The sequence below is a fragment of the Bradyrhizobium cajani genome (assembly GCF_009759665.1).
Lineage (GTDB): Bacteria > Pseudomonadota > Alphaproteobacteria > Rhizobiales > Xanthobacteraceae > Bradyrhizobium > Bradyrhizobium cajani.
Genome location: NZ_WQNE01000027.1, coordinates 56,813 through 81,078 on the forward strand (window position 1 = coordinate 56,813; position 24,266 = coordinate 81,078).

General features: G+C 65.1%; 23 protein-coding genes. 9 read left to right on the forward strand and 14 right to left on the reverse strand.

Going from position 1 to position 24,266, the window contains the following annotated elements; translation table 11 throughout:
- Positions 1-4 precede the first annotated feature (4 nt).
- Positions 5-319 carry a co-chaperone GroES gene (locus GPL20_RS27280; RefSeq protein ID WP_157333459.1) on the reverse strand — a complete coding sequence of 105 codons (315 nt, stop codon included), beginning with the start codon at positions 317-319 and terminating at the stop codon, positions 5-7.
- A 379-nt stretch (positions 320-698) separates the two neighbouring features.
- On the opposite strand from GPL20_RS27280, the gene GPL20_RS27285 reads away from it, so the two are divergent.
- From GPL20_RS27285 to GPL20_RS27295, 3 genes are all read left to right on the forward strand, one after another.
- Complete coding sequence (locus GPL20_RS27285; RefSeq protein ID WP_157333461.1) at positions 699-986, forward strand: usg protein; 288 nt, start codon at positions 699-701, stop codon at positions 984-986.
- A 149-nt stretch (positions 987-1,135) separates the two neighbouring features.
- Positions 1,136-1,663 (forward strand): cupin domain-containing protein, encoded by a 528-nt coding sequence (locus GPL20_RS27290; protein WP_157333463.1) that lies wholly within the window; start codon positions 1,136-1,138, stop codon positions 1,661-1,663.
- Positions 1,664-1,974: 311 nt separating this feature from the next.
- Positions 1,975-3,186: a rhomboid family intramembrane serine protease gene (locus tag GPL20_RS27295; protein WP_246251027.1), complete on the forward strand. Its 1,212-nt coding sequence runs from the start codon at positions 1,975-1,977 to the stop codon at positions 3,184-3,186.
- Positions 3,187-3,316: 130 nt separating this feature from the next.
- Here the strand turns inward: GPL20_RS27295 and GPL20_RS27300 are convergent, their stop codons facing one another.
- A complete protein-coding gene (locus GPL20_RS27300) occupies positions 3,317-4,567 on the reverse strand; it encodes a NupC/NupG family nucleoside CNT transporter (RefSeq protein ID WP_157333465.1) in 1,251 nt (416 codons plus the stop codon).
- A 223-nt stretch (positions 4,568-4,790) separates the two neighbouring features.
- Here GPL20_RS27300 and GPL20_RS27305 point away from each other — a divergent pair, with 223 nt between their 5' ends.
- A complete protein-coding gene (locus tag GPL20_RS27305; RefSeq protein ID WP_254125064.1) occupies positions 4,791-6,011 on the forward strand; it encodes an MFS transporter in 1,221 nt (406 codons plus the stop codon).
- 156 nt (positions 6,012-6,167) lie between these two features.
- Here the strand turns inward: GPL20_RS27305 and GPL20_RS27310 are convergent, their stop codons facing one another.
- From GPL20_RS27310 to GPL20_RS27335, 6 genes are all read right to left on the reverse strand, one after another.
- Positions 6,168-6,926 (reverse strand): SDR family oxidoreductase, encoded by a 759-nt coding sequence (locus GPL20_RS27310; protein ID WP_157333467.1) that lies wholly within the window; start codon positions 6,924-6,926, stop codon positions 6,168-6,170.
- A gap of 26 nt (positions 6,927-6,952) precedes the next feature.
- On the reverse strand, positions 6,953-7,711 hold the full coding sequence (locus tag GPL20_RS27315; protein ID WP_157333469.1) for a proteasome-type protease: 759 nt from the start codon (positions 7,709-7,711) through the stop codon (positions 6,953-6,955).
- Positions 7,712-7,929: 218 nt separating this feature from the next.
- Positions 7,930-8,337, reverse strand: coding sequence for a carboxymuconolactone decarboxylase family protein (locus GPL20_RS27320; RefSeq protein ID WP_157333471.1), 408 nt, complete (start codon positions 8,335-8,337; stop codon positions 7,930-7,932).
- Positions 8,338-8,426: 89 nt separating this feature from the next.
- On the reverse strand, positions 8,427-9,275 hold the full coding sequence (locus GPL20_RS27325) for a transglutaminase family protein (RefSeq protein WP_157333473.1): 849 nt from the start codon (positions 9,273-9,275) through the stop codon (positions 8,427-8,429).
- Between the two features lie 122 nt (positions 9,276-9,397).
- Complete coding sequence (locus tag GPL20_RS27330; protein WP_157333475.1) at positions 9,398-10,342, reverse strand: alpha-E domain-containing protein; 945 nt, start codon at positions 10,340-10,342, stop codon at positions 9,398-9,400.
- Between the two features lie 4 nt (positions 10,343-10,346).
- Positions 10,347-11,765, reverse strand: a complete 1,419-nt coding sequence (locus tag GPL20_RS27335; RefSeq protein WP_157333477.1) for a circularly permuted type 2 ATP-grasp protein — start codon at positions 11,763-11,765, stop codon at positions 10,347-10,349.
- A gap of 274 nt (positions 11,766-12,039) precedes the next feature.
- Between GPL20_RS27335 and GPL20_RS27340 the strand changes: the two genes are divergently transcribed.
- From GPL20_RS27340 to GPL20_RS27350, 3 genes are all read left to right on the forward strand, one after another.
- Complete coding sequence (locus GPL20_RS27340; RefSeq protein WP_157333479.1) at positions 12,040-12,777, forward strand: competence/damage-inducible protein A; 738 nt, start codon at positions 12,040-12,042, stop codon at positions 12,775-12,777.
- 36 nt (positions 12,778-12,813) lie between these two features.
- Entirely contained in the window at positions 12,814-13,341 is a 528-nt protein-coding gene (gene gpt / locus GPL20_RS27345) for a xanthine phosphoribosyltransferase (RefSeq protein WP_157333480.1), read from the forward strand.
- A gap of 106 nt (positions 13,342-13,447) precedes the next feature.
- Positions 13,448-14,065: a hypothetical protein gene (locus tag GPL20_RS27350; protein WP_157333482.1), complete on the forward strand. Its 618-nt coding sequence runs from the start codon at positions 13,448-13,450 to the stop codon at positions 14,063-14,065.
- Positions 14,066-14,186: 121 nt separating this feature from the next.
- Here the strand turns inward: GPL20_RS27350 and GPL20_RS27355 are convergent, their stop codons facing one another.
- Positions 14,187-15,209 (reverse strand): methionine synthase, encoded by a 1,023-nt coding sequence (locus GPL20_RS27355; protein ID WP_157333484.1) that lies wholly within the window; start codon positions 15,207-15,209, stop codon positions 14,187-14,189.
- 251 nt (positions 15,210-15,460) lie between these two features.
- Here GPL20_RS27355 and GPL20_RS27360 point away from each other — a divergent pair, with 251 nt between their 5' ends.
- Together GPL20_RS27360 and GPL20_RS27365 are read left to right on the forward strand one after the other, a co-directional pair.
- A complete protein-coding gene (locus GPL20_RS27360) occupies positions 15,461-16,069 on the forward strand; it encodes a 2-hydroxychromene-2-carboxylate isomerase (protein ID WP_157333486.1) in 609 nt (202 codons plus the stop codon).
- A complete protein-coding gene (locus GPL20_RS27365) occupies positions 16,069-17,046 on the forward strand; it encodes an NADPH:quinone oxidoreductase family protein (RefSeq protein WP_157333488.1) in 978 nt (325 codons plus the stop codon). Before GPL20_RS27360 ends, GPL20_RS27365 begins: the two co-directional genes overlap by 1 nt.
- Positions 17,047-17,162: 116 nt before the next feature.
- Here GPL20_RS27365 and GPL20_RS27370 read toward each other — a convergent pair whose 3' ends face one another.
- The 5 genes from GPL20_RS27370 to GPL20_RS27390 form a co-directional block, all read right to left on the reverse strand.
- Positions 17,163-18,053 carry a crotonase/enoyl-CoA hydratase family protein gene (locus GPL20_RS27370; protein WP_157333490.1) on the reverse strand — a complete coding sequence of 297 codons (891 nt, stop codon included), beginning with the start codon at positions 18,051-18,053 and terminating at the stop codon, positions 17,163-17,165.
- 117 nt (positions 18,054-18,170) lie between these two features.
- Positions 18,171-19,589, reverse strand: a complete 1,419-nt coding sequence (locus GPL20_RS27375; RefSeq protein ID WP_157333492.1) for an amidase — start codon at positions 19,587-19,589, stop codon at positions 18,171-18,173.
- Positions 19,582-20,754, reverse strand: coding sequence for a M20 aminoacylase family protein (locus tag GPL20_RS27380; protein ID WP_157333494.1), 1,173 nt, complete (start codon positions 20,752-20,754; stop codon positions 19,582-19,584). Before GPL20_RS27380 ends, GPL20_RS27375 begins: the two co-directional genes overlap by 8 nt.
- Positions 20,755-20,767: 13 nt before the next feature.
- Positions 20,768-22,273 (reverse strand): M81 family metallopeptidase, encoded by a 1,506-nt coding sequence (locus tag GPL20_RS27385; protein WP_157333496.1) that lies wholly within the window; start codon positions 22,271-22,273, stop codon positions 20,768-20,770.
- Positions 22,274-22,531: 258 nt separating this feature from the next.
- Positions 22,532-24,181: an ABC transporter ATP-binding protein gene (locus GPL20_RS27390; protein ID WP_347340046.1), complete on the reverse strand. Its 1,650-nt coding sequence runs from the start codon at positions 24,179-24,181 to the stop codon at positions 22,532-22,534.
- Between the last annotated feature and the right edge of the window lie 85 nt (positions 24,182-24,266).

The following is a 24,266-nucleotide window of genomic DNA, read 5'->3' on the forward strand; positions in this document are numbered from 1 at the left end:
GCTCTTAAGCCGCCTTCTTCTTGGAATCGCTGACCTCGAGAACGCCCATCACGTCGCTCTCCTTCATGATCAGCAGGTCCTGGCCGTCGATCTTGACCTCGGTGCCGGACCACTTGCCGAACAGCACGCGGTCGCCGACCTTCAGGTCGATCGGGATCAGCTTGCCAGCTTCGTCGCGGCCACCCGGGCCAACGGCGACGATCTCGCCCTGGGAGGGCTTTTCCTTGGCAGTGTCGGGAATGATGATGCCGCCAGCGGTCTTCTCTTCTGCGTCGATGCGCTTGACCACGACGCGGTCGTGAAGCGGACGGAATTTCATGCAGTCCTCCTAAACATTTGCACGAGTTGAGGATTTTGGATTATTAGCAGTCGATGCCCACGAGTGCTAGCGCGCAGGCGAGGCAGAAATAGGACAGGATTTTTGCGGGGGCAAGGGCTTGTAGCAGAAAAATCAGCAGTCGAAAGCGCGGAGTGCCAGGTTCTCTCCCGCATCGTTAACCCCGAGTCCGGCCCCGTATTAGCACGGTGTCGCCTCTGCTGCTAACGCATTGAATTTCAACAGCTTGTTAAACTTTTGGGCTTGAGATGAATTGTCAGTTTGCGTCACATTTCTCTCATGTGAGCGCATCGTTTCCGGGTGGCTCCCCGGGGCACGGATCAAGCCACCCCCTGAATGCGCTCCTGCAAAGGAGGTTGGCATGGGACTGCGAGTTGGGGGCGTTTCTGATGACTTCCGGAAACAAGTGCTGGGTTACGGGCTGACGACGGCGCAAATTCTCTACCGGATGCCGGATCATCCCTCGCTGCTCCAGACCTATGTCTGGCAGAACTACGATCTCTTCCCGAAATTCCCGGCGCTGACCGATTTCCTGGCCTTCTGGCAGGAGAAGCTCGACGGCCCGCTGTTCTCGGTGACGGTCGCGCATTCCAAGCTGATCAAGCCGGCCGAGCTGCGCGCCGTGGACGGCGTGTTCCGGCTGCATTGAGGCGGGATGCGTAGGGTGGGTTAGCGCAGCGTAACCCACCACTGTGTGTCTCCGCGGAAGCGAAAGAGGTGGGTTACGCCTGCGGCTAACCCACCCTACGCAAACCATTCTGTGCTAACCTCTCCCCATAACAACAACGGGAGGCGGGCATGGCCAAGAAAACAAAATCGCGCAGCGCAGCGCAAGCCGCAGTGAAGAAGCGGAGCGGAGCGAAGGCCGCGGCACGATCCCCGGCGCGCAAGGCGGTGAAGGCGAAGGCGCGCACGGTCGCTGCGAAAAAGCCCGCCCGCCCGAAGCAGCGCATCGCCATCAGCCATCATCGCGACGAGGATTTCAAAGCCGACGGCCTGCGCGCCTACGCCAAGTACCGCGACCTCGGCATTGCCGATGCGACGCACGGCCTCGCGCAAGCGCACGTCATCCGCCTGCAAGGCCCCTGCAATCCGGACGAGGTGTCCAAGCTGCACTTCCACGACGTCGAATTCCAGATGGTCTACGTCCTCAAGGGCTGGGTGAAGACCTACATGGAGGGCCAGGGCGAGACCCTGATGAAGGAGGGCAGCGCCTGGACCCAGCCGCCGAAGATCAAGCACATGATCCTGGATTATTCGGACGATGTGGAGCTGCTGGAGGTGATCCTGCCGGCTGAGTTCAAGACGGTGGAGCTGAAGGCGTAGGCGCTGTCGGGAGAGGCGCGCACGCCTCTCCACTCGTCATTGCGAGGAGCCCGCGACAAAATTGCGAAGCAATTTTGCGCTGGCGACGAAGCAATCCAGATTATCTCCGCGGATGCATTTCTGGATTGCTTCGCTTGGCTCGCAATGACGGCGGAGAGATTTACGGGACATACGATCTCTAAAAATCGACCGATCCGCGAAACCGGGAAGTTACCCCTCGGATGGTTTCAGCCGCTCCACAGGGCGGCGCTAACCAGTCGAAAACATCCTTCGCGTCAACTCAGGGCTGTGAAAATGCAGGACATGCTTTCATGGCAATCAACACGTTTGGCCGACGCGGCGTTGTGGCGCCGCCTCCAAGAGGGGCGTTGCAACCTGCATCGTTTCAACCGGTCGCCGCGCCGATCGCTCCCCGGCCCTTGTCCACCGAGGGGACGCTCTTTCGCGACAACAAGCTGCTGGCCGATATCCCTTTCCTCACCATTGGCCTGATCTTCGGTCTGCTGCTGATCTTCGCCCTGCAACGCAGTCTGGCCATCGACATTGCGCCGGACGGTTCACTCAATGTCCGCTCGCTGATAGCCCAGGGCGCGTCCGGTTACGATCTGGTTGTCGAAAGGGGAGAGTGGTGGCGGATCGGCCTTGCGCCGCTGCTGCATGGCAGCGGGTGGCACCTCATCAGCAACTGCGTTGCGCTGTTCATCGTCGGCGTCAGGCTCGAGAGCCTGATCGGTCGCGGCTGGTTTTCGCTGATCTTCGTTGCCAGCGCCGTGGCCGGTGAGGCCGGCTCGCTGCTGGGCAATGGCTCCGGCACGGTGGGCGTCGGCGCATCCGGCGCCATTACCGGGCTCATCGCTGCGCTGTTCGTCGCGAGCTTCGATCCCGAAGCGGACGCCGATCAAACAATATCGAGATTGAAGACGTCGCTCTTCTTCGGCGTTCCGGCGCTGCTGCCGCTGGCCTTTGGAGCCTCCGGCAACGTCAACTATTATGCCCATGCAGGTGGTGCTCTGGCCGGCGCCGCGCTTGCCATCATGCCGTGGCTCGCCTTCTGGTCCTATGACAGCCTGCCGCGGAGTGCCAGCATGACGCTGCTCGCAGGATTCATCGGATCTCTGATCTGCGCCGGCTTCGCCGCCGCTCATTATTCGTCCTACATGGCCGATGCCGTGCACTATATCCGCGCGTCGGAAGTGCCGTCGAAGGCTGACGAGATAGTCAGTCGGTCTTCCGATCTCGTCACCCGCTACCCGAAAGATCCGCGGGCTCATCTGTTCCGAGCGATCTCCTTCCTTGAACAAGCGAACCTCAGTGCCGCCGAGACGGAAACACGAACCGCGATGTCGCTCGCCGCTTCGGATGTGGCGGGCGGGCCGGTGCGCGTCGGGGCGCAGGGCTTGATGGCAGTGTTGATGTGGGCGCAGGGACGAAACAGCGAGGCGAAAGCCATGGCGGTCGAGCCGTGCCGTGCCAAGCTGGCCGACGTGCGTCGCATCTTGCAGAAGCAGAAGCTGTGCGGTTGAGCGGGACGGTAGAGGCCTAGATCTCGCCGCATCGTCATTGCGAGCGCAGCGAAGCAATCCAGAGTCTTTCCGCGGAAAGTTTCTGGATTCCTTCGTCGCAAGGGCTCCTCGCAATGACGAGCGGAGAGAGTCAACTCAGCACCCCCACCACCGCCCCCATCAAGCACGTCGTCAGCGTCCCCGACACGATCGACTTCAGCCCGAGCGCGTTGATCTCCTGGCGCCGCTCCGGGGCCATCACGCCGAGACCGCCGATCATGATGCCAAGGCTGGCGAAATTGGCGAAGCCGCACATTGCGTAGAGCATGATCAGGCGCGAGCGCGCATCCAGCGCCTCGGGCGCCAGCTTCGAGAAGTCGACATAGGCGATCAGCTCGTTGAGCACGGTCTTGGTGCCCATCAGGCTGCCGGCGGTCACCGCCTGCTCCCAGGGCAGCCCCATCAGCCAGCACACCGGCGCCATCAAGAGACCAAGCAGGCGCTGCAAAGAGATCGCGGCGCCGCCGATATTCGGCAGCAGGCCGAGGATCGCATTGACGAGATAGACGAGGGCCACCAGCACCAGCAGCATGGCGACGATATTGAGCAATAGCTCGAGACCAGCGGTGGTGCCCTTCACGATCGCGTCCATCGTGCTGGCGACCTCCATCTCCGGGTCCTCCAGCGCGCCGCCGGTGCGCTTGTCGGATGTCTCCGGCACCATGATCAGGCTGACGAGGATCGCGGCGGGCGCGCCCAGCACGGAGGCGATGACGAAATGCGCGGCGGCGTCGGGGATGAGGGGAGCAAGGAGCGTCGCATAGAGCACCAGCACCGTGCCGGCGATCCCGGCCATGCCGCCGGTCATCACCAGGAACAGTTCGCTGCGGGTCATCTGCGCCAGATACGGCCGCACGAACAGCGGAGCCTCGACCATGCCGAGGAAGATGTTGGCGGCGGTCGACAGCCCGACCGCGCCGCCGACGCCAAGCGTGCGCTCGAGCAGCCAGGCCATGCCGCGCACGACCGGCGGCAGCACCCGCCAGTAGAACAGCAGCGTCGTCAGCACGCTCATCACCAGCACGATCGGCAGCGCCTGGAACGCCAGGATGAAATCGGCGCCCGGCACCTTCAGATCGAAGGGCAGGGGGCCGCCGCCGATATAGCCGAACACGAAGGCGGAGCCGGCGCGCGAGGCCGCCGAGATCGCGCCGACGGCGTCGTTGATGGTGCCGAAGGCATGCGCAACCACGGGCAGCTTCAACAGCACGATGGCGGTGACGAAGGTCACGACGAGGCCGATCGCCGCCTGCCGCAGCGACACGGCGCGACGATTCTCTGCCAACGCGAAGGCGATCAGCAGCAATGCGAAAATGCCGAGTGCCGATTGCAGCCGCAGCATGATGTCCCCAATCCCTCAATGATTATGGCCGCGCCTGCGTTGCAAACGCAATGCCGGAACACCATCGAAGCCGTCCGCTGTTGACAAGCAGGTCCGCCTCAGTCACGCGGGGGCACGTCGAGATCAGGGGGCGATCGGTCCGGGGGTGACCCAAGAGGCGGTCCAAGAAACGGTCCAAGAAACGGTCCAAGTGACGATCCAAGAGGCGAAGCCAGAGCAGCCAGTGTCAGCGAATCCGCCGGTCAGTGCCCGCGCGCTCCTTGCTCATCGCGCCTTCCTGTTCTTCCTGCTCTCGCGCAGCCTGTCGCGCTTCTCCAGCCAGATCGCGGCGGTCGCGATCGGCTGGCAGATCTACGATCTCACCGGCTCGGCCTTCGACCTCGGCATGGTCGGCCTCGTGCAGTTCCTGCCCACGGCGCTGCTGGTGTTCGTCGCCGGCCATGCCGCCGACCGCTATGAGCGCAAACGCGTGGTCCAGCTCTGCCAGCTCGTGGAAGCAGCCACTGCGCTCTATCTCGCCGTCATCACCTATCTTGGCCTGGTCAGTGAAGTTCAGATCTTCATCGCGACCTTCGTGCTCGGCATCGCCGGTGCCTTCGAGAGCCCGACCACGGCGGCGCTCCTGCCGCTGATCGCGCCGCAGGGCTCGCTCCAGCGCGCCACGGCGGTTTCCAGTGGCGCGGCGCAGGTTGCGACCATCACGGGGCCGGCGCTCGGCGGCTTCGCCTATGCCGTGGCGCCGCATCTCGCTTATGCCGTGATGGTGCTGTTCTGGATCGCTGGGATGATCCTGACCGGCTTCATGCGGCCGCGCCCGCAGGCGGTCGCCAGGGATTCGGGCACGGACAATATCTTCGCCGGTGTCCGCTTCATCCGCCGCAATCCGGCGATCCTCGGCACCATCTCGCTCGATCTGTTCGCGGTGCTGTTCGGCGGCGTCACCGCGCTGCTGCCGATCTACGCCCGCGACATCCTCCAGACCGGTCCGGTCGGGCTCGGCGTGCTGCGCGCCGCGCCTGCGGTCGGCGCGCTGCTGATGACCATGGTGCTGGCGCGTCACGCCATCTCGCGGCACGTGGGTCTGCGTATGTTTCAGGCCGTGATCGTGTTCGGCGTCGCCACGATCGTGTTCGCGCTGTCGTCCTGGATGTGGCTCTCGGTGCTCGCGCTCGCCGTGCTTGGCGCGGCCGACACGATCAGCGTCGTGATCCGCTTCTCGCTGGTGCAGCTCTCAACCCCCGACGAGATGCGCGGCCGGGTCGGCGCGGTGAATTTCCTCTTCATCAACGCCTCCAACCAGCTTGGCCAGTTCGAGAGCGGGCTGACGGCCGCCCTGTTCGGCGCCATGCCCGCCGCCGTGCTTGGCGGCGTCTGCACCGTCGCGGTGGCGCTCTTGTGGATGAGGCTGTTCCCGAGCCTGCGGAAGGTGGAGAGTTTGGAATAGGGGTTCCTTCGCCTCTCCCCGCTTGCGGGGAGAGGCCGACACGCGAAGCGTGGCGGGTGAGGGGGATTCTCCGCGAGTCCAATTCTCACCGTGATTGCGGCAGCAGCCCCTCACCCCAACCCTCTCCCCGTAAGAACGGGGAGAGGGAGAGGACCTTCAGCCCCGCCCGACGAACGGCATCTTCGTCGCCATCACCGTCATGGTCAGCACGTTGGCGTCGAGCGGCAGGCCGGCCATGTAGGCGACGGCATCGCCGACCGCCTTCGCATCCATGCGCGGTTCGTGCTTGGTGGTGCCGTCGGGCTGGAGCACGCCGGGGCCGTTGACCATGCGGTCGGTCATCGGGGTCGCGGCATTGCCGATGTCGACCTGACCGACCGCGATGTCGTACATGCGGCCGTCGAGATTGGAGGCCTTGGTCAGGCCGGTGATGGCGTGCTTGGTCGAGGTGTAGGCCGCCGAGAACGGCCGCGGCGCATGCGCCGAGATCGAGCCATTGTTGATGATGCGGCCGCCGCGCGGGGTCTGGTCCTTCATGATGCGGAAGGCGTGCTGGGTGCACAGGAACGGGCCGGTGAGGTTGGTGTTCACCACGGCCTGCCACTGCTCGAGGCTGAGATCCTCGAAGTTCACGGCGGGCGCGCCCATGCCGGCATTGTTGAAGAGCACGTCGAGCCGGCCATAGGTCTCCTTGACCTTGGCGAACAGCGCGGCAATCGAGTCCGACTTGGTCATATCGGCGGTGACGCACAGGCTTTTTCCCGCAGGGCCGAGCTTCGCGGTCTCCTCCAGCATGTCGAGCCGGCGGCCGGCGAGCACCACGGTGAAGCCGGCGTTCATCAGCGCCAGCGACGCCGCGCGCCCGACACCGGTGCCGGCGCCCGTCACCACTGCGATCTTCTTTGCTTCACTCATCGTTTCCTGCCTTTTCTCTTGAGCTGTCAGGTTTTGGGTTCTTTTTCGTTCTTGTAGGGCGGCCGCGGAATGTTCTGATGCGCCGCGCGCAAGGCCGCCGACCAGCGCGAGCGCAGATCGTGGAAATAGGGCTCGCCCGCCTCGATGCGGTGGTTGAGATCGGCATCGCAGGCGTCGCTGCGCACCACCAGCACGTCGATCGGCAGGCCGACACCGAGATTGGAGCGCATCGTCGAGTCCATCGAGATCAGGCCGGTCTTCAGCGCCTCGTAGAGCTCGACGTCGTAGTGCATGGCGCGGTCGAGCACGGGCTTGCCGTATTTGTGCTCGCCGATCTGCAAGTAGGGCGTGTCGGTGGTGCACTCGATGAAGTTGCCGGCGGTGTAGATCATGAACAGGCGCATCCGGGAGCCCTTGATCTGGCCGCCGAACAGGAAGGAGACGTCGAACGAGACGTCCTCGGATTTCAGCGCCGGCCCTTCGGTCGCGTGCACCGCCCGGATCGCCCGGCCTATGCGCTGGGCCGCCTGGAACATGGTCGGCGCGTTCATCAGCGTCTCGACCTCACCCGTGTTGGGGTCTTCCAGGCCCTCGGTCAGCGTGGACAGCACCGACTGGCTGATGGCGAGGTTGCCGGCGCTGGCGATCGCCATGATGCGCTCGCCGGGCTTGGAGAAGATGTGCAGCTTGCGGAAGGTCGAGACGTTGTCGAGGCCGGCATTGGTGCGCGTGTCGGCGATCATCACCAGACCGTCCCGAACCAGGATTCCGCAACAATAGGTCATTTCCAGTCCCCGAACGCGTTTGCGCGGAATTACTAGCCAATTTCAGGGGCCGCTCCAACCCCCGATTCCAGCGGGGAAGTCGTCATTCCGGGGCGCGCGCCAGCGCGAGCCCGGAATCCATTGGGCGGCAGAGTCGGTGGATGAATGGATTCCGGGCTCGCGACTTCGTCGCGCCCCGGAATGACAGGTGAGTTCTGCCGCCGCGACCGCGATGACCCTCAATCAGCGGCATCGACGAGGAACGCCTCGTCGACGGGCACGCCGAGCGCCGTGACCAGCCGGTTCGTCTCCGCGGCCATGCCGACGATGGCGAGCAGCTCGCCATACTCGGCCTCCGTCATGCCCTTGGCTCGTGCGCCGGCGGTGTGCGAATGGATGCAGTAGCTGCAGCCATGCGCGATCGAAACCGCGACATAGAGCATTTCCTTGACCTTGGGATCGAGCGCGCCGGGAGCCATCACCTCCTTGATGCTTTCCCAGGTCCGCCGCAGCGTCTTCGGATCATGCGCCAGCGCGCGCCAGAAATTGTTGACGAAATCCGACTGCCGCACCTTGCGGATGTCGTCGAAAACGGCGCGCGCTTCGCCGGAGAGCTCATCATCCGAAAGCAGTTTCACAGTCGCCATGGGTCACCTCGCAGGTCTGGTCTGATCCTGCGACTGTAGCACGCCCCGTGTGGTCAATCGGCGGCGCCTCGTGGCGCGTGCGGCTGCTGCTAGCTCTGTCGTTGTGACTGCGACTGCGATTGCCCGCCGCGGCCGGCCTGCTCGACCTTGACCGCAACCGTCAGCGTCTCCGTGCCGCCGCCATAGCGGGTGCCACGCACCGGGGCTGCGCCGAGGTAGTCGAGCCCGATCGCGACGCGGACATGGGCGTCGGTGGCGCAGATGCTGTTGGCGGGATCGAAGCCGACCCAGCCGAGATCGGGCACGTAAGCCTCGGCCCAGGCATGGCCGGCGTCCTGGTGCACCGTGCCGTCGGAGCGCAGGAAATGGCCGGAGACGAAGCGCGCCGGCACACCGCCGGTGCGGGCGCAGGCGATGAAGATATGCGCGTAGTCCTGGCAGACGCCGCGCTTGAGCGCGAAGGCTTCGGCCGCCGATGTGCCGCTATTGGTCGGGTCCTCGTCGAAGGTCATGTGCTCGCTGATCTGCGTCATCAGTGTGTGCAGGAAGCCGAGCGTGTCGCTCTCGGCCTCGCTGCGCAGCTGCCGTGCGACCGCCGCCATCGCCGGATTGACGGAGGTGAGGTCGGTGGCACGCAGAAACATGCCGGCCGGAAAGCGCTCGTCCGCGCCGCGCAGCACGCCGCCGGTGTCGTGGGTCTCGATCAGGCCCTCGGCGGTGATCTTGATGTCGCCGACCGGTCCGCAGGACAGCACGTGGGTGACGTTGCCGAAGGCGTCCTCATGCGTGTCGAGCCTGGTGTCGGTCGAGACGTCGATCTGCCAGTCCGCCACATATTGCCCGTCATGGCTGCCGGGCGTCATGCGCAGGATCTGGATCACGCTGGTGGCCGGCGGCTCGTAGCGATAGGTCGTGGTGTGCAGGATTCGCAGGCGCATGGTGATTAACTTGCTCCGTCATTCCGGGATGGTCCGAAGGACCAGACCCGGAATCTCGAGATTCTCAGGTGCGCAATTGCGCACCATAGTTCACCCTTCGGGTGCCCCGGAATGACCGAAGGTCAGATCAAATACTGCTTCGTGATGATTTCGCCCAGCCTGGAATTGTCCGCGATGAATTCCTGAATGAATTCATGCACGCCATGCTGGAAAATGTCGTTCATATTGCTGTGTTCGAGTCGGTTGCGGATGCCGCGGGCGTGGCGCTGGGCCGGGCCCTGGCGGCCATAGGCGACGCCGATCTGGTCCAGGTTGCGCACGAGATTGCCGTAGCAGCTCGCCAGCGAGCGCGGCAGGGTGTCGTTGAGGATCAATAGGTCCGCGATCAGCCAGGGTTTCAGCGTCTCGCGATAGACCCAGTGATAGGCGGTCAGCGCCGAGACCGAGCGCAGGATCGAGCTCCACTGATAGAAGTCGAGCGGGCCGCCGACATGCTCTTCCTCGGGCAATAGCACGTGGTACTTCACGTCGAGAATGCGCGCGGTGTTGTCGGCCCGCTCCAGATGCACGCCCATCCGCGAGAACCAGTAGGCGTCGTTGCGCAGCATGGTCCGGTAGGCGGAGCCGTCGAAGCGTAGCGAGGTCTCCTGCACGAAGCGCAGGAATTTTGCCAGATCCTCGCGCGTCGAGGCGCCCTTGCTCCAGGCTGCCTGGAGCTCGATCCAGGCCGAGTTGATGGTGTCCCACATCTCGCTGGTCAGCGCCGTGCGCACCGAACGCGAGTTCAGCCGCGCGGCCTCGATGCAGTTCCTGATCGAGGACGGATTGTTCGTCGAGAACGAGAGATAGTCGACGACGTTGTGCTCGTTGGCTTCCTCATACTGCTGATAGAAGCTCGCGGCGACGCCGGCGGTGAGCAGCGCCGAGTCCCATTCATTGGTCTTGCCGATATAGGCGGCGGGAAGCGCGGTGACGCGCAGCGTCGCATCGATGGTGCGCGCGAGGTATTCGGCCCGTTCGACGTAGCGGGCGAGCCAGTAGAGGTTTTCGGCGGTACGCGACAGCATCTGTCTACTCGTCCAGGATCCAGGTGTCTTTGGTGCCGCCGCCCTGGCTCGAATTCACCACCAGGGAGCCTTCCTTGAGCGCGACGCGGGTCAGCCCGCCAGGCACGATCGTGGTGCGCTTGCTGCCGGTGAGCACGAACGGCCGCAGGTCGACGTGGCGCGGGGCGAGGCCGCTTGCGGTGCAGGTCGGGCAGGTCGAGAGCGCCAGCGTCGGCTGGGCGATGAAGCCTTCCGGCTCGCGCTTGAGCTTCTCGCGGAAGGCCTCGATGGTGGCCTTGGTCGCGGCGGGGCCGATCAGCATGCCGTAGCCGCCGGAGCCGTGAACTTCCTTGACGACGAGCTCGCCGAGATTGTCCAGCACATAGGCGAGATCCTTCGGCTCGCGGCAGCGCCAGGTCGGCACGTTCTTCAGGATCGGCTCCTCGCCGAGATAGAATTTCACGATGTCCGGCATGTAGGAGTAGATCGCCTTGTCATCGGCGATGCCGGTGCCGACCGCGTTGGCCAGCGTGATGTTGCCGGCCGCATAGGCGGACATCAGGCCGGGCACGCCGAGCACGGAATCGGGGCGGAAGGTGAGGGGATCGAGGAAGTCGTCGTCGACGCGGCGATAGATCACGTCGACGCGCTTCAAGCCCTCCGTCGTGCGCATGAACACTTCGTTGTTCTTGACGATGAGATCGCGGCCCTCGACGAGCTCGATGCCGAGCTTGTCGGCGAGGAAGGAGTGTTCGTAATAGGCGGAGTTGTAGACGCCGGGCGTCAGCAGGGCGACCGTCGGCTCGCTCGAGGCACTCAGCGGCGCGACCGAACGCAGGGCCGCGAGCAGCTCGTCCGGATAGCGCTCGACCGGCGCCACCTTGTGGCGGGCGAACAGATCCGGAAACAGCCGCATCATGATCTCGCGGTTTTCCAGCATGTAGGACACGCCCGATGGCGTCCGCGCGTTGTCCTCCAGCACGATGAAGTCCTCGGCGTCGACCCGGACGATGTCGATGCCGGCGATGTGCACGTAGACGTCGTGCGGCACCTGCTGGCCGTTCATCTCTGGGCGGAACACCGGGTTCTGGAAGATCAGATCGTCGGGCACGATCTCGGCACGCAGGATGTCGCGGCCGTGATAGATGTCGCGCAGGAACATGTTGAGCGCGCGCACGCGCTGCTTCAGGCCCTTCTCCAGCAGCGCCCATTCCTTGCCGGACATGATCCGCGGGATCACGTCGAACGGGATCAGGCGCTCGGTGGATTCGGAGTCCCCATAGACCGCGAAGGTGATGCCGATGCGGCGGAACAGGAGCTCGGCCTCCTGTCGGCGATATTCGAGCGCCTCGGGAGGCGTCTCCTTGAGCCAGCGTGCCAGCTCCTGATAGGCAGGGCGAAGGTCCCCGCCGGGAATATTCATTTCATCAAACGCGACTGCCATAGATCCCGACTTGTCTCCGCAAGGCGTTGCGCCATTGGACAGGTCGCCAAGCCCTTTGAGACCGCAACGTCCTGGCCATGCGGCAAGAGTGCATGACTCTGGGGAGGTAGCAAGGGCCGGGCCAGCGCGATAAGCATGGACTGGCAGCATTTGCCGGGGATAGCCGGCAGCATGCCTGAAAAAATGGCTGAGGACTGCTTATTTCGGCAGCAAAACCGCGTGACTTCAACGCGTTACCTCGGCAAAGTCGGCGCCACAGGTGAGGGATAGTTTTATGAGCGAGATCGTCACGGCGGGCATTCTGGTCATAGGGGACGAAATCCTGTCCGGCCGGACCAAGGACAAGAACATTGGCTTCATTGCCGAATATCTGACCAATATCGGCATCGACCTGAAGGAGGTCCGGGTCGTCTCCGACGACGAGGACGACATCGTCGCCGCATTGAATGCATTGCGGCAACGCTACACCTATGTCTTCACCACCGGCGGCATCGGCCCGACCCATGACGACATCACCGCCGACAGCGTCGCCAAGGCGTTCGGCGTCGGCATCGATCATCACCCGGAGGTGGTCGCGCGCTTCCGCGAGCGCTGGAGCGAGCAGGACCTCAACGAAGCCCGCCTGCGCATGGCCCGCATTCCCGATGGTGCCGAGTTGATCCAGAGCGCGACCATCCTCGCCCCCGGCTTCAAGATCGGGAATGTCATCGTGATGGCGGGCGTACCCTCGATCATGCAGGCGATGATGGACATCGTCTCGCCCAAGCTGAAATCCGGCGTGCGCATGCTCTCCGATTCGGTCCGCGCCAATGCACGGGAAGGCGACATCGGCGGCCCGCTGCGGGCGATCGCCGCCGCCCATCCGGACACCATCATCGGCAGCTATCCGTTCATGGACGAGGACTCGAGGCCGAACACCAATCTGGTGGTGCGCTCGCGCGACGCGGACAAGCTCGCGGCGGCGATGGCCGCGGTGAAGGAAATGCTGGCGGGATTGAACATCGCCCGTTAGCACAGACCTTGTCGGCAGACGAAGCAGGAGACGACAATGGCTGGTGAAGCACCGGAACCGAATGCACAGGAGAAGGCGGGCAAGGCCTTCCCGGTTTCGTGGGATCAGTTCCACCGGGACTGCCGGGCGCTGACCTGGCGGCTCAACGAGGTCGGTCCGTTCCATGCGGTGATCGCGATCACCCGCGGCGGTCTGGTGCCGGCCGCGATCGTGGCGCGCGAGCTCGGCGTGCGCGTGATCGACACGGTCTGCATCGCGAGCTACGACCATACCAAGCAGGGCGACCTCCAGGTTCTCAAGGGCATTTCCGAGGCCGCGATGAAGCTCGGCGGCGGCACCGGCAAGGGGCTCCTGATCGTCGACGACCTCGTCGACACCGGCAAGACCGGCAAGCTGGTGCGCGAGATGCTGCCGGACGCGCATTTCGCCACCGTCTACGCCAAGCCGAAGGGGCGACCGCTGGTCGATACCTTCATCACGGAAGTCTCGCAGGACACCTGGATCTTCTTCCCCTGGGACACTGCGCTATCCTACCATCCCCCGCTCCGCGACGGGGCGGCGTAGTAATCACCGTCATTGCGAGGAGCGAAGCGACGAAGCAATCCAGACTGCCGCGGTGGAGACGGTCTGGATTGCTTCGCTTCGCTCGCAATGACGGGTGGAGGCAGCCATGCCCCTGCAAAACCGCGTCACACCGACCGGCGACATCATCGCCACGCCGCATCGCGGCCTGTTCACCGGCAATCGCGGCATCATCCACGATCCCGCGACGAAGACGCTGCTGCGAAAGCGCTGGTCGTCGCCGGCCTGGCTCACCTGCACTTGCGAATTCCGCGGCCGCCGCCGCGAGGTGATGGCACAGCGAAGCTGGACCGAGCTGTTCTTTCTGGACGAGGCCACCGCGCTCGCCGCCGGCCATCGCCCCTGCTTCTATTGCCGCCGCGACGATGCCAATCGCTTCCGGGCTGCTTGGGAGAAGGGCAATCGCGTGCATGACGTCCGCATGCACGACATCGACACGGTGCTGCATCACGAGCGGCTCGATCATGGCAGGAAACGGCTGCACGCGCTGCTGGTGCCGCTCGAACAGCTACCCGACGGTGCGATGGTTCAACAGGGCGACGAGAGCATTCTGCTGACGCAGGGCAGGGCGCTGTTGTGGTCGCCGGCAGGCTATATTGCGCTCGAGCGTCAGCTTGGCGACGCGGCGTTGCTGACGCCGCCCTCGACGCTGCGCGCGATGAGTGCTGGCTACGCGCCAGTGCTGCATCCGACGGCGTTGCCTTAGAGCATGATCCGGAAAAGTGCGCAGCGGTTTTCCGAAAAGATCATGCTCAAACAATAACCTAAAGCGCGATGACGATTCATCCTAAACTCATCGCGCTTTAGCGCAGCGCTCGCCCTTGCCGTTATCCCAGCGTCTCGCGCGCCAGTGCTACGCCGGCGCCGAGCGCCATCAGCTTGGCTTCCGCAATGTCCCGCCGCATCGGCGCCATACCGCAATTGGTGGTGGCGATGATGTTGCTCTTGGGCACGAATTTCGACACCGCGTCGATCACCTGCACGACGTCCTCGGCGGTCTCCACCGTGTCGCTGGCGACGTCGATCACGCCGGCCTGCACGATCTTGGTCTTGAGCAGCGCCAGCAGGTCGAGCGGCACCTTCGAATTGCGGCACTCGATCGCGACCTGCTGGATCGGGCTGGCGTCGATCGCCGGAAAGATCTGCTCATACTGCCGCCACTGCGCGCCAAGCGTCTCCTTCCAGTCGGTGTTGGCCTTGATGCCGTAACCGTAACAGATGTGCACGGCGGTGGCGCAGGTCAGGCCTTCCGCGGCGCGTTCCAGCGCCTTGATGCCCCAGTCGTTGACCTCGTCCATGTAGACGTTGAAGGCGGGCTCGTCGAACTGCACGAGATCGACGCCGTCGGCTTGCAGCGCCTTGGCCTCCTGGTTCAACAGCTCGGCGAAAGCGAACGCCATCTTGACGCGGTCGCCATAGTAGCGGTCCGCAATCGTGTCGATGATGGTCATCGGGCCGGGCAGGGTGAATTTCAGCTTCCTCTTCGTGTGCGTGCGGGCAACGCCTGCCTCGAAGTCGTGGACCCGACCCTTCAGCCGGAGCGGGGCGACCACCTGCGGCACCATCGCCTTGTAGCGGTCCTTGCGGATGCCCATCTCGACCTTGTGGGCGAAGTCGATGCCTTCGACCTTCTCCAGGAAGCCGTGCACGAAATGCTGGCGGGCCTGCTCGCCCTCGGTGACGATGTCGATGCCGGCGTCCTCCTGGATCTTCAGCCAGATCAGCGTCGCGTCGCGCTTGGCGTGCAAGAGCTCATCGCCTTGCGACTTCCAGGGCGCCCACAGCATGTTGGGCTCGGCGAGCCATTCCGGCTTCGGCAGGGAGCCGGCGATCGTGGTTGGAAACAGCATGGCGGCTCTCCCGACGGGGTTGTGATTGCGCCCCTTCCTGCCATGTCCTAACGTCGAGGTACAGAACAACAAAAGTCGCCCCCTGGAGCACGATCGGGAAGCGTGACGCTTGGGGCCGACGCAGGGAAGTTTCGAAGAGGCAGTCGTGCCACCTCCATTCGTCATTGCGAGCCAACGGGTCCGCGCGAAGCGCGGCCCCGTTGGCTCGCAATGACGGAGGAGAGAGCAAAGTAACAAAACAAGGAAACGCCATGATCGAATTCTTCTTCGACTGTTCCAGCCCCTGGACCTATCTCGCCTTCCACAACATCCAGCCGCTGGCCAGGGAGCTCGGGGCCGAGATCATCTGGCGGCCGATCCTGGTCGGCGGCATCTTCAACACGGTCAACCCGAGCGTCTATGCGCAGCGGGAGACGCCGGTGCCGCTGAAGGCGCGCTACATGAAGAAGGACCTCGCCGACTGGGCGCGCTCGGCGGGGCTTGCGATCAAGATGCCGCCGACGGTGTTTCCGGTGAACAGCGTGAAGGCGATGCGCGGCTGCATCTGGCTCGGCAACGACATGGTGCCGTTCGCCACCGCCGTGTTCGAGGCCTATTGGAGCGAGGACAAGGATATCTCGCAGGACGCGGTGCTTGCCGGAATCTGCAGGAAGATCGGCATCGACGAGCAGAAATTCCTTGCAGGGATTTCGGAACAGGAGATCAAGGACCAGCTCAAGACCAACACCGAAGAGGTCGTGGCGCGCGGCGGCTTCGGCTCGCCGACGATCTTTGTCAACAAGACCGACATGTATTTCGGCAACGACCGTCTGCCGCTGATCCGCGAGGCGCTTAAGCGCAGCAGGGCGAGCGCAGCCTGATGGTGCGGGCCGTCGTCTGCCGCGCGCTCGGGGCGCCCGAGCGTTTGCTCCTGGAGCAGTTTCCGTCGCGTGCCCTGCAGCCCGGCGAGGTGCGCGTCGCGATCCGCGCCGCCGGACTGAACTTTCCGGACGTGCTGATGGCCGCCGGCGAGTATCAGCTCAAGCCGGAGTTGCCCTTCACGCCCGGCATGGAAGCCGCCGGCGATGTGACGGAGGTCGGTGCGGAGACCTGTGGCGTCGCCGTCGGCGACAAGGTCATCGTGAAGATGCGTCACGGCGCGTTCACGGATGAAGCTGTCGTCACGCCCTCGCAGCTCACGCCGATGCCCTCGACCTTCGACTATGCGGAGGCTGCGACCTATCTCGCCGGTCACGGCACCGCCTATCACGCGCTGATCGATCGCGGCCGGGTGGAACCGGGCGAGGTGCTGCTGGTGCATGGCGCTGGCGGCGGCGTCGGCCTCGCGGCGGTCGAGATCGGCAAGATGCTGGGCGCGACCGTGATCGCGACGGCGTCCAGCGACGAGAAGCTTGCCATCGCCAAATCACGCGGCGCCGATCATCTCGTGCGCTACGACCGCGAGCCGTTTCGCGATGCCGTCAAGCGCATCACCGACGGCCGCGGCGCGGACGTCGTGTTCGATCCGGTCGGCGGCCAGGTTTTTGAGGACTCGATGCGCTGCATCGCCTGGGGCGCGCGGCTGCTGGTGATCGGCTTCACCGGCGGCATCGGCTCGGCCAAGACCAATCTGCTGCTGATCAAGGGCGCCAGCGTGCTGGGCGTGCGCGCCGGCGAAGCGGTGCGGAGGAATCCGGCGCTCGGTGAGGTTCGCCTGAAGGCACTGCTGCAATGGGCGGAGCAGGGCAAGCTGCGCCCCAACGTCTCGCACCGCCTGCCGCTGAAGGATTACGCAAAGGCGATGCGGCTGCTGATCGAGCGCAAGGCCATCGGCCGGGTGGCACTGGTGATGGAGTAATCTCTACCAACGTCATTCCGGGGCGCCCGAAGGGCGAACTCTGGTGCGCAATTGCGCACCAAAGAATCTCGAGATTCCGGGTTCTCGCTTCGCGAGCCCCGGAATGACGCTTCGCGTCACTTATACTCCCGCTCGGTCCACCACGGGAAATAGTCCGGCATATCGCTGGACACCTTGTTCTTGAACTGCGCGGGACGCTTCTCCAGGAACGACACGACGCCTTCCTTCACGTCGTCGGAGCGGCCGCGGGCGTAGATGCCGCGGCTGTCGACCTTGTGGGCTTCCATCGGATCGTCCGCGCCCATCATGCGCCACATCATCTGCCGGATCAGCGCCACCGACACCGGCGCGGTCTTGGCCGCAAACTCCTTGGCGAGCGCGCGTGCGGTCGGCAGCAGATCATCCGGGGCGACGACCTTGCTGACGAGGCGGCCGGCGAGCGCTTCCTGCGCCGGGAAGACGCGACCGGAATAGCACCATTCCAGTGCCTGCGAGATGCCGACGATGCGCGGTAGGAACCAGCTCGAGGCGGCCTCCGGCACGATGCCGCGCTGGGAGAACACGAAGCCGAACCGCGCGGCCTCGGACGCGATGCGGATGTCCATCGCGAGCTGCATGGTGACGCCGATGCCGACCGCGGGGCCGTTCACCGCGGCGATGACAGGCTTGAGGCATTTGAAGATGCGCAAGGTCACCTGGCCGCCGCCGTCGCGCACCTGCGGGTCGCTGTAGTCGACCTTGCCGTCGGCGAAGCGCTTCACCGGCCCGCGCCGCGCGTCGCGGTCAAAGGTGTCGGCGCCGGAGGAGAGGTCGGCGCCTGCGCAAAAGCCGCGGCCGGCACCGGTGACGATGATGGCGCGGACGTTGTCGTCCTTGTCGGCGGCGTCGAACGCGTCGATCAACTCGGCCTGCATGTGCGCGTTGAAGGCGTTGAGCTTGTCGGGCCGGTTCAGCGTGATGGTGAGGATCTGCTCGGCGACCTCGTACTTGATCGTCTCATACGCCATGGTGGTTTCCTTCCCTGGTATTCTTGAATCAATTCTGTCATTGCCGGGCTTGACCCGGCAATCCATCTTCTTGAAGAGGATGGATGCGCGGGTTGGGCCCGCGCTTGTGCTGAGACGCTAGCGCGCTGGCGGGCTCGGCCACGGCCGCTGCGGACCGCGCAGGCCTTCGAACGCCTTGGCCATGCCGAGCACGCCGATATCGTCGAAGCGGCGGCCGACGATCTGCACGCCGATGGGAAAACCCTTGGCGTCGAAGCCGCCGTTGAGCGCGATCGCGGGATTCTCCGACATATTCCACGGCACGGTATAGGCGATGTGCTCGAACGGCTTCATGGGATCGTTGGTCGGCGAGGCCCATTCAGCCGAATAGTTCACGTTCGGCGCGGTCGGCGAGATCACATAGTCGAGCTCGCAGAACAGCTTTCCCGCTGCGGCACGGATCGCCATGGTCTGGTTGAAGCCGCGGATGACGTCGACGCCCGACAGCTTTGCGCCGGACTCGCCCCATTTGAAGATGTAGGGCAGCACCTTTGCCTGTTCGGCCGGAGTCAGCTTGGACAGATCGTCCCACATCCGCGCGCGCCAGAAATTGTCGAGGCCGTCGAGCATCTCGCGCGTGAGGATGCCGTCGACCTCGGTGACGACGGCGCCGGCGGTTTCGAACGCCTTGGCCGCTTTCACCGCGACTTCGCGCACCGGTTTCTCCAGCGGCAGGCCGACGCCGGGATCGAGCATCAGGCCGATGCGCAGCTTGCGCTGGGACTTCTCCAGCCCTTTCCAATTGAGAGGCTCGGCGGGCAGGCTCATGCCGTCGCGCCGGTCGGGTTTTGCGATCACGCTCATCATCAGCGCGCAATCGTCGACCGTTCGCGTCATGGGGCCGGCGACGCGGCCGACATAGGCGGGGTCGATCGGCACGCGGCCGAAGCTCGGCTTCAGGCCGACGAGGCCGCACCAGCCCGCGGGCAGGCGCACCGAGCCACCGATATCGGTGCCGAGATGCAAGGGACCATAGCCGGCCGCCGCGGCAGCGCCGGCGCCGGCGCTGGAGCCGCCAGGATTCTTGGAGAGGTCCCAGGGATTGCGCGCGAGCGCGTGGAAGCTGGAGAGCCCGGAGGACAGCATGCCGTAATCGGGCATGGTGGTCTTGGCGAAGATGATCGCGCCGGCCTCGCGCAGCCGCGCCGCGGGTGGCGCATCCTTCTCGGCCGGAACCAGCTTGACGCTGGCGGCGCCGAGCGGCACCGGCACGCCCTTGGTCGCGATGTTGTCCTTCACCGTGACAGGCACGCCGTCCAGCGCGCCGGACGGCTCGCCGCCGGTCCAGCGCGCGGTCGAGGCCTTGGCGGCCTCGCGCGCGCCGTCGGGATCGAATGCATAGAGTGCCTTCAGATGCGGCTCCCACGTGGCGACATGCGCGAGCACGTCCTCCAGCACCTCGCTCGGCGAGAATTGCTTGGCGCGATAGCCCGCGATCAGATCGACCGCGGCGAGATCGTGCAGCGAGGTGACCGCCTCTGCGGCGCTCTTATGCATTGCTGCCTACCGGCATGCGGGTCTCGATGATCCGCGCGAACATGCTGGCGCCGATCGGCAGGATCTTGTCGTCGAGCACGAAGCCGGGATTGTGCACGGGCACCGAGCCGTCATGGCCGACCCAGAAATAGGCGCCGGGAATGGTCTGCAGCATGTCGGCAAAATCCTCGCTGCCCATCTTCGGCTGGGTGCGGGTGATCACCTTGGCGGGATCGACGACGGTGCGCGCGACCTCCTCGACCACCTTGGACTGCTCGACCTGGTTGACCAGCACGCCGAAGGTGTCGCGGATGTCGACCTCGATCTCGCACTGGTAGGCGCTCGCGATGCCGGCGCAGATCGTGCGGATGCGCTCGCTGATCAGGGCGCGGACTTCGTCCGAGAAGGTGCGGATGGTGCCGCAGAGATGCGCATCGCCGGGAATGACGTTATAGGCCGAGCCGGCATGGATCTGGGTGATCGAGACGACCGCGGCCTGCAACGGGTCGACGTTGCGGCTGACGATGGTCTGGATCGCCTGCGCCAGCGTGGTCGCGATCACCACCGCGTCCTTGGAGCGCTCGGGCATCGCGCCATGCGCGCCATAGCCGGTGATGCGGAGGTCGAAGAAGTCGGCGCTGGCCATCGCCGGGCCGGGCAGGATCGCGATCTCGCCGTGGTTGAGGTCGGGCGCGTTGTGCAGGCCGTACAGTTCGTCGCAGGGGAATTTCTCGAACAGCCCATCCTTGATCATCGCGCGGGCGCCGCCGAGACCCTCCTCGGCCGGCTGGAAGATCAGGTGCACGGTGCCGTCGAAGTTCCTGGTCTCGGCGAGGTAGCGCGCGGTGCCGAGCAGCATGGTGGTGTGGCCGTCATGACCGCAGCCGTGGAAGCGGCCGGGAATGGTCGAGCGCCATTTCAGATTGGTGTTCTCTTCCATCGGCAGCGCGTCCATGTCGGCGCGCAGGCCAATGCGCTTGCCGCTCGTGCCCTTGCCCTTGATGACCCCGATCACGCCGGTGCCGCCGAGACCGCGATGCACCTCGATGCCCCAGCTCTTCAGCTTGTCGGCGACGATGCCGGAGGTGCGCACTTCCTCGAAGCCGATCTCGGGATGGGCGTGGAGGTCGCGGCGAATGGCGGTGAGTTCGTCGGCATAGCCGTCGATGCGGTCAATCGTGGGCATGTGTCCTGTCCGGTTAGCGTGAAGGAGGATTGAAGACGGGGCCGTTCGGCTTGATGCGGATGCCCGGCCGCAGGCGCGTCCAGGGCAGGGAGGCAGTGTCGGCCGGCATCGCGCCGGGCGCAGCGCAAATCAGCAGCTGTTCCGCGATCGGCTCGAAATCCGCGCGGAAGTGCACCGAGCTCTTGTTGACCAGGATCTTCTGCTCGGTCGGCTCGATGCCGACATAGCGGTACATCGCCTGGTCGGCGAGCTGCGCCTTGTGCGAGGAGACGACGACGCGGACGTCGCCGATGCGCAAGGCCGCGGACGGGCCCATCTCCATCTCGCGGCCGCCATAGTAGGGACCGGGCGCGATGAAGCGACCGTCGGAGAGCTTTTCGACGACGAAGGTCTCGCGATAGGGCTCGTCGCCGGGAATGCCGGACTTGCCGCCGAGCGACAGCGTTACTGTCGCGCCGACGCCGGCCGCATGCGCGGCCTTGGCCGAGACCGGATCGTAGATCGCGCCGGTGGCGGCGCTCGCCTTGTTGCGCACCAGCGCGCGCAGCATGCCGGTGGTGTCGGAATCGCCGCCGGCGCCGGGATTGTCCTGGGTGTCGGCGATGATGATCGGCTTGCTTGCGCCCTTGGCAAGTTCCATCGCGTGGCGCACGCCGTCGTCGGGCGACCAGATCTTGCCGTCGAAATCGTCCTCATGGCTTTCGATCAGCTTGACGATCGCATCTGCCGCACGGTCTGCGTCGGCTTGGGTCCTGCCATAGGCGAACACGCTCGGCCCGCAGTCGCGGAAATCGGCGGCCGGGAAGCCCGGCGCGAAGGACAGAGTCGGAACCGCATCGCTCTCCAGCGCGGCGAGCTGTTCGTAGATGCCCTTGGTCGGCTGGTCGTTGGTGCACTGCCAGCTGATCGGGATCAGGAACGGCACCTGCCGGAACGCCTTTGCAAAGCGCTGCTTCGTCTTCAGCAGCAGCGCCAGATGTCTGGCGCAGGCGCGGCCGGTCTCGGCCATATCGACATGCGGGTAAGTGCGATAGGCGATCAGCGCATCGGCATGCGCGATCATCTCGGGCGTGACGTTGGCGTGCAGGTCGAGGCTCGTGACCAGCGGAACATCCTTGCCGATGACGCGGCGCACGCGCGCCAGGATTTCGCCTTCGCCGTCGTCGAGATGCTCGGTCACCATGGCGCCGTGCAAGTCGAGATAGACGGCATCAAGCGGCCCGGCGGCTGCGATGCCGTCAACCATGACCTTCACGATGCGCTCGAAGGCATCCCTGGTGACATGCGCCGACGGGCTCGCACCGCAGGCAATCGTCGGAACGAGTTCCCAGCCGTTGGCCTCGGCGCTGTCGACGAAACCGGCAAGGCCGACATTGATGCGCCGCATCACCTTCAAGACGTCGGCGCCCTCGGTCATCGCCGGCCAGCCGCCGCCATGCTGGAAGTCCGCGAAAGTGGCCTTCGTCGGAGCGAAGGTGTTGGTCTCGTGCAGGAAGCCGCCGACGGCGATACGGGTCATTCAATTCAGTCCCAGGCAAATGATGCGTGCGCGACGTTAGCCTTGGCCTTGCTGCGAGAGCAAGGCGGGAAGCAATCGCGCCATGCATAGGGTCAAGACGTTTTGGGAATGCTGCGGACGCGCGCGCGAACTCTCTCCGCCGTCATTCCGGGGCGCGCCTCTTGGGCGCGAACCCGGAATCCATCGCGCGACAGTCTCTGCGGCTCGATGGATTCCGGGCTCATCGCTTCGCGATGCCCCGGAATGACAGTGGGGAGGCTACAGCGTCGCCACCACGCCCTCCGACACCGGCCGGAAGTTCGCAAAGTCCCAGTTGCGGCCGGGGGCGGCGTCGAGAAGCGCCTTGGTATAGGCCTCCCTCGGATGCGTCAGCACTTCGGCAGCCGGGCCCTGTTCGACGACGCGGCCGTGCTGCATCACCACGACCTCGTCGCAGATCTGCGCGGCGACGCGCAAATCATGGGTGATGAACAGGATGGCGATGCCGAGCCGCTTCTGGATCTCGTCGAGCAGCTCCAGCACCTGCGCCTGCACCGAGACGTCGAGCGCCGACACCGCTTCGTCCGCGACCAGCACGTCCGGATCGAGCGCGAGTGCGCGGGCAATGGCAATGCGCTGGCGCTGGCCGCCGGAGAACTGGTGCGGATAGCGCGACACGGCATCGGCCGGCAGGCCGACCAGCTCGAGCAGCTCGCGGGCGCGCTTCATCGCGTCAGTGTGCGCCACGCCGTAATTGATCGGGCCTTCGGCGATGCTCTCGCCGACGGTGACGCGCGGGTTGAGCGAGCGGTAGGGATCCTGGAACACGATCTGGATCTTCTGCCGGTGCGGCTGGAGCAGGCGGCGCGAGATGTCGGCGATCTCGCGGCCGGCGAGGCGCACGCCGCCGGAGGTCGGATCGATCAGGCGCACGATGCAGCGCGCCACGGTCGACTTGCCGGAGCCGCTTTCGCCGACGATGCCGAGCGTGCGGCCCTTGCGCAGCGTCAGCGTGACCTTGTCGGCAGCGACGACCTCGCGGCCTTTGCCGAAGAACGCGCGCTCCTTGTAGACCTTGCCGAGTTCGTTGGCCTCGAGCACGATGGGCTCGCGGCTCTCCTCGCGCGGCGGCCGCGGCACCAGGCTCGGCACCGATGCGAGCAGGTTGCGGGTGTACTCCATGGTCGGATTGCGCAGGACAGTTTCAAGCGGGCCGGTCTCGACCAGCCGGCCCTGACGCATCACCGCAACGCGGTCGGCGATCTCGGCCACCACACCCATGTCATGGGTGATGAACAGCACGGCCGTGCCGTGATCACGCTGGAGCTCGCGGATCAGGGACAGTATCTGCTTCTGCGTGGTGACGTCGAGCGCGGTGGTCGGCTCGTCCGCGATCAGCAGCTTGGGCTCGAGCACGAGGGCCATCGCGATCATGATGCGCTGGCGCTGGCCGCCGGAAAGGCGATGCGGATAGGAGGCGAAGATGCGCTCGACCTGGGGCAGGTGGACCTGCTCCATCATGTCGAGGATGCGCTTCCTCCGCGCCCTGGCGTCGAGATCGGTGTGGGCGCGCAGCACCTCGTCGATCTGGCGGCCGACCGGGACCACCGGATTGAGCGCGGTCATCGGCTCCTGGAAGATCATCGCCATCTGGGTGGCACGGAGCTGGCGCAGGCGGCGGTCGGTCGCGGTGAGCAACTCCTCGCCGACCAGCTTGATGCTGCCAGAGGTCGGGACCAGCGTGCCCTTCGGCAACAGGCCCATCGTGGTGAGCGAGGTCACCGACTTGCCCGAGCCGCTCTCGCCGACGAGGCACAGCGTCTCGCGCTCGCGCACCTGGATCGAGATGCCGTCGATGATCTTTGGTCCGCCCGGCTTCTTGCCGACGGACACGACGAGGTTGTTGATGTCGAGGACGGTGTTGGTCACGTCGATTCTCTCCGCCGTCATTCCGGGGCGCGCGTAGCGCGAGCCCGGAATCCATTGGGCCGCAGTGTCGGTGGTGAAATGGATT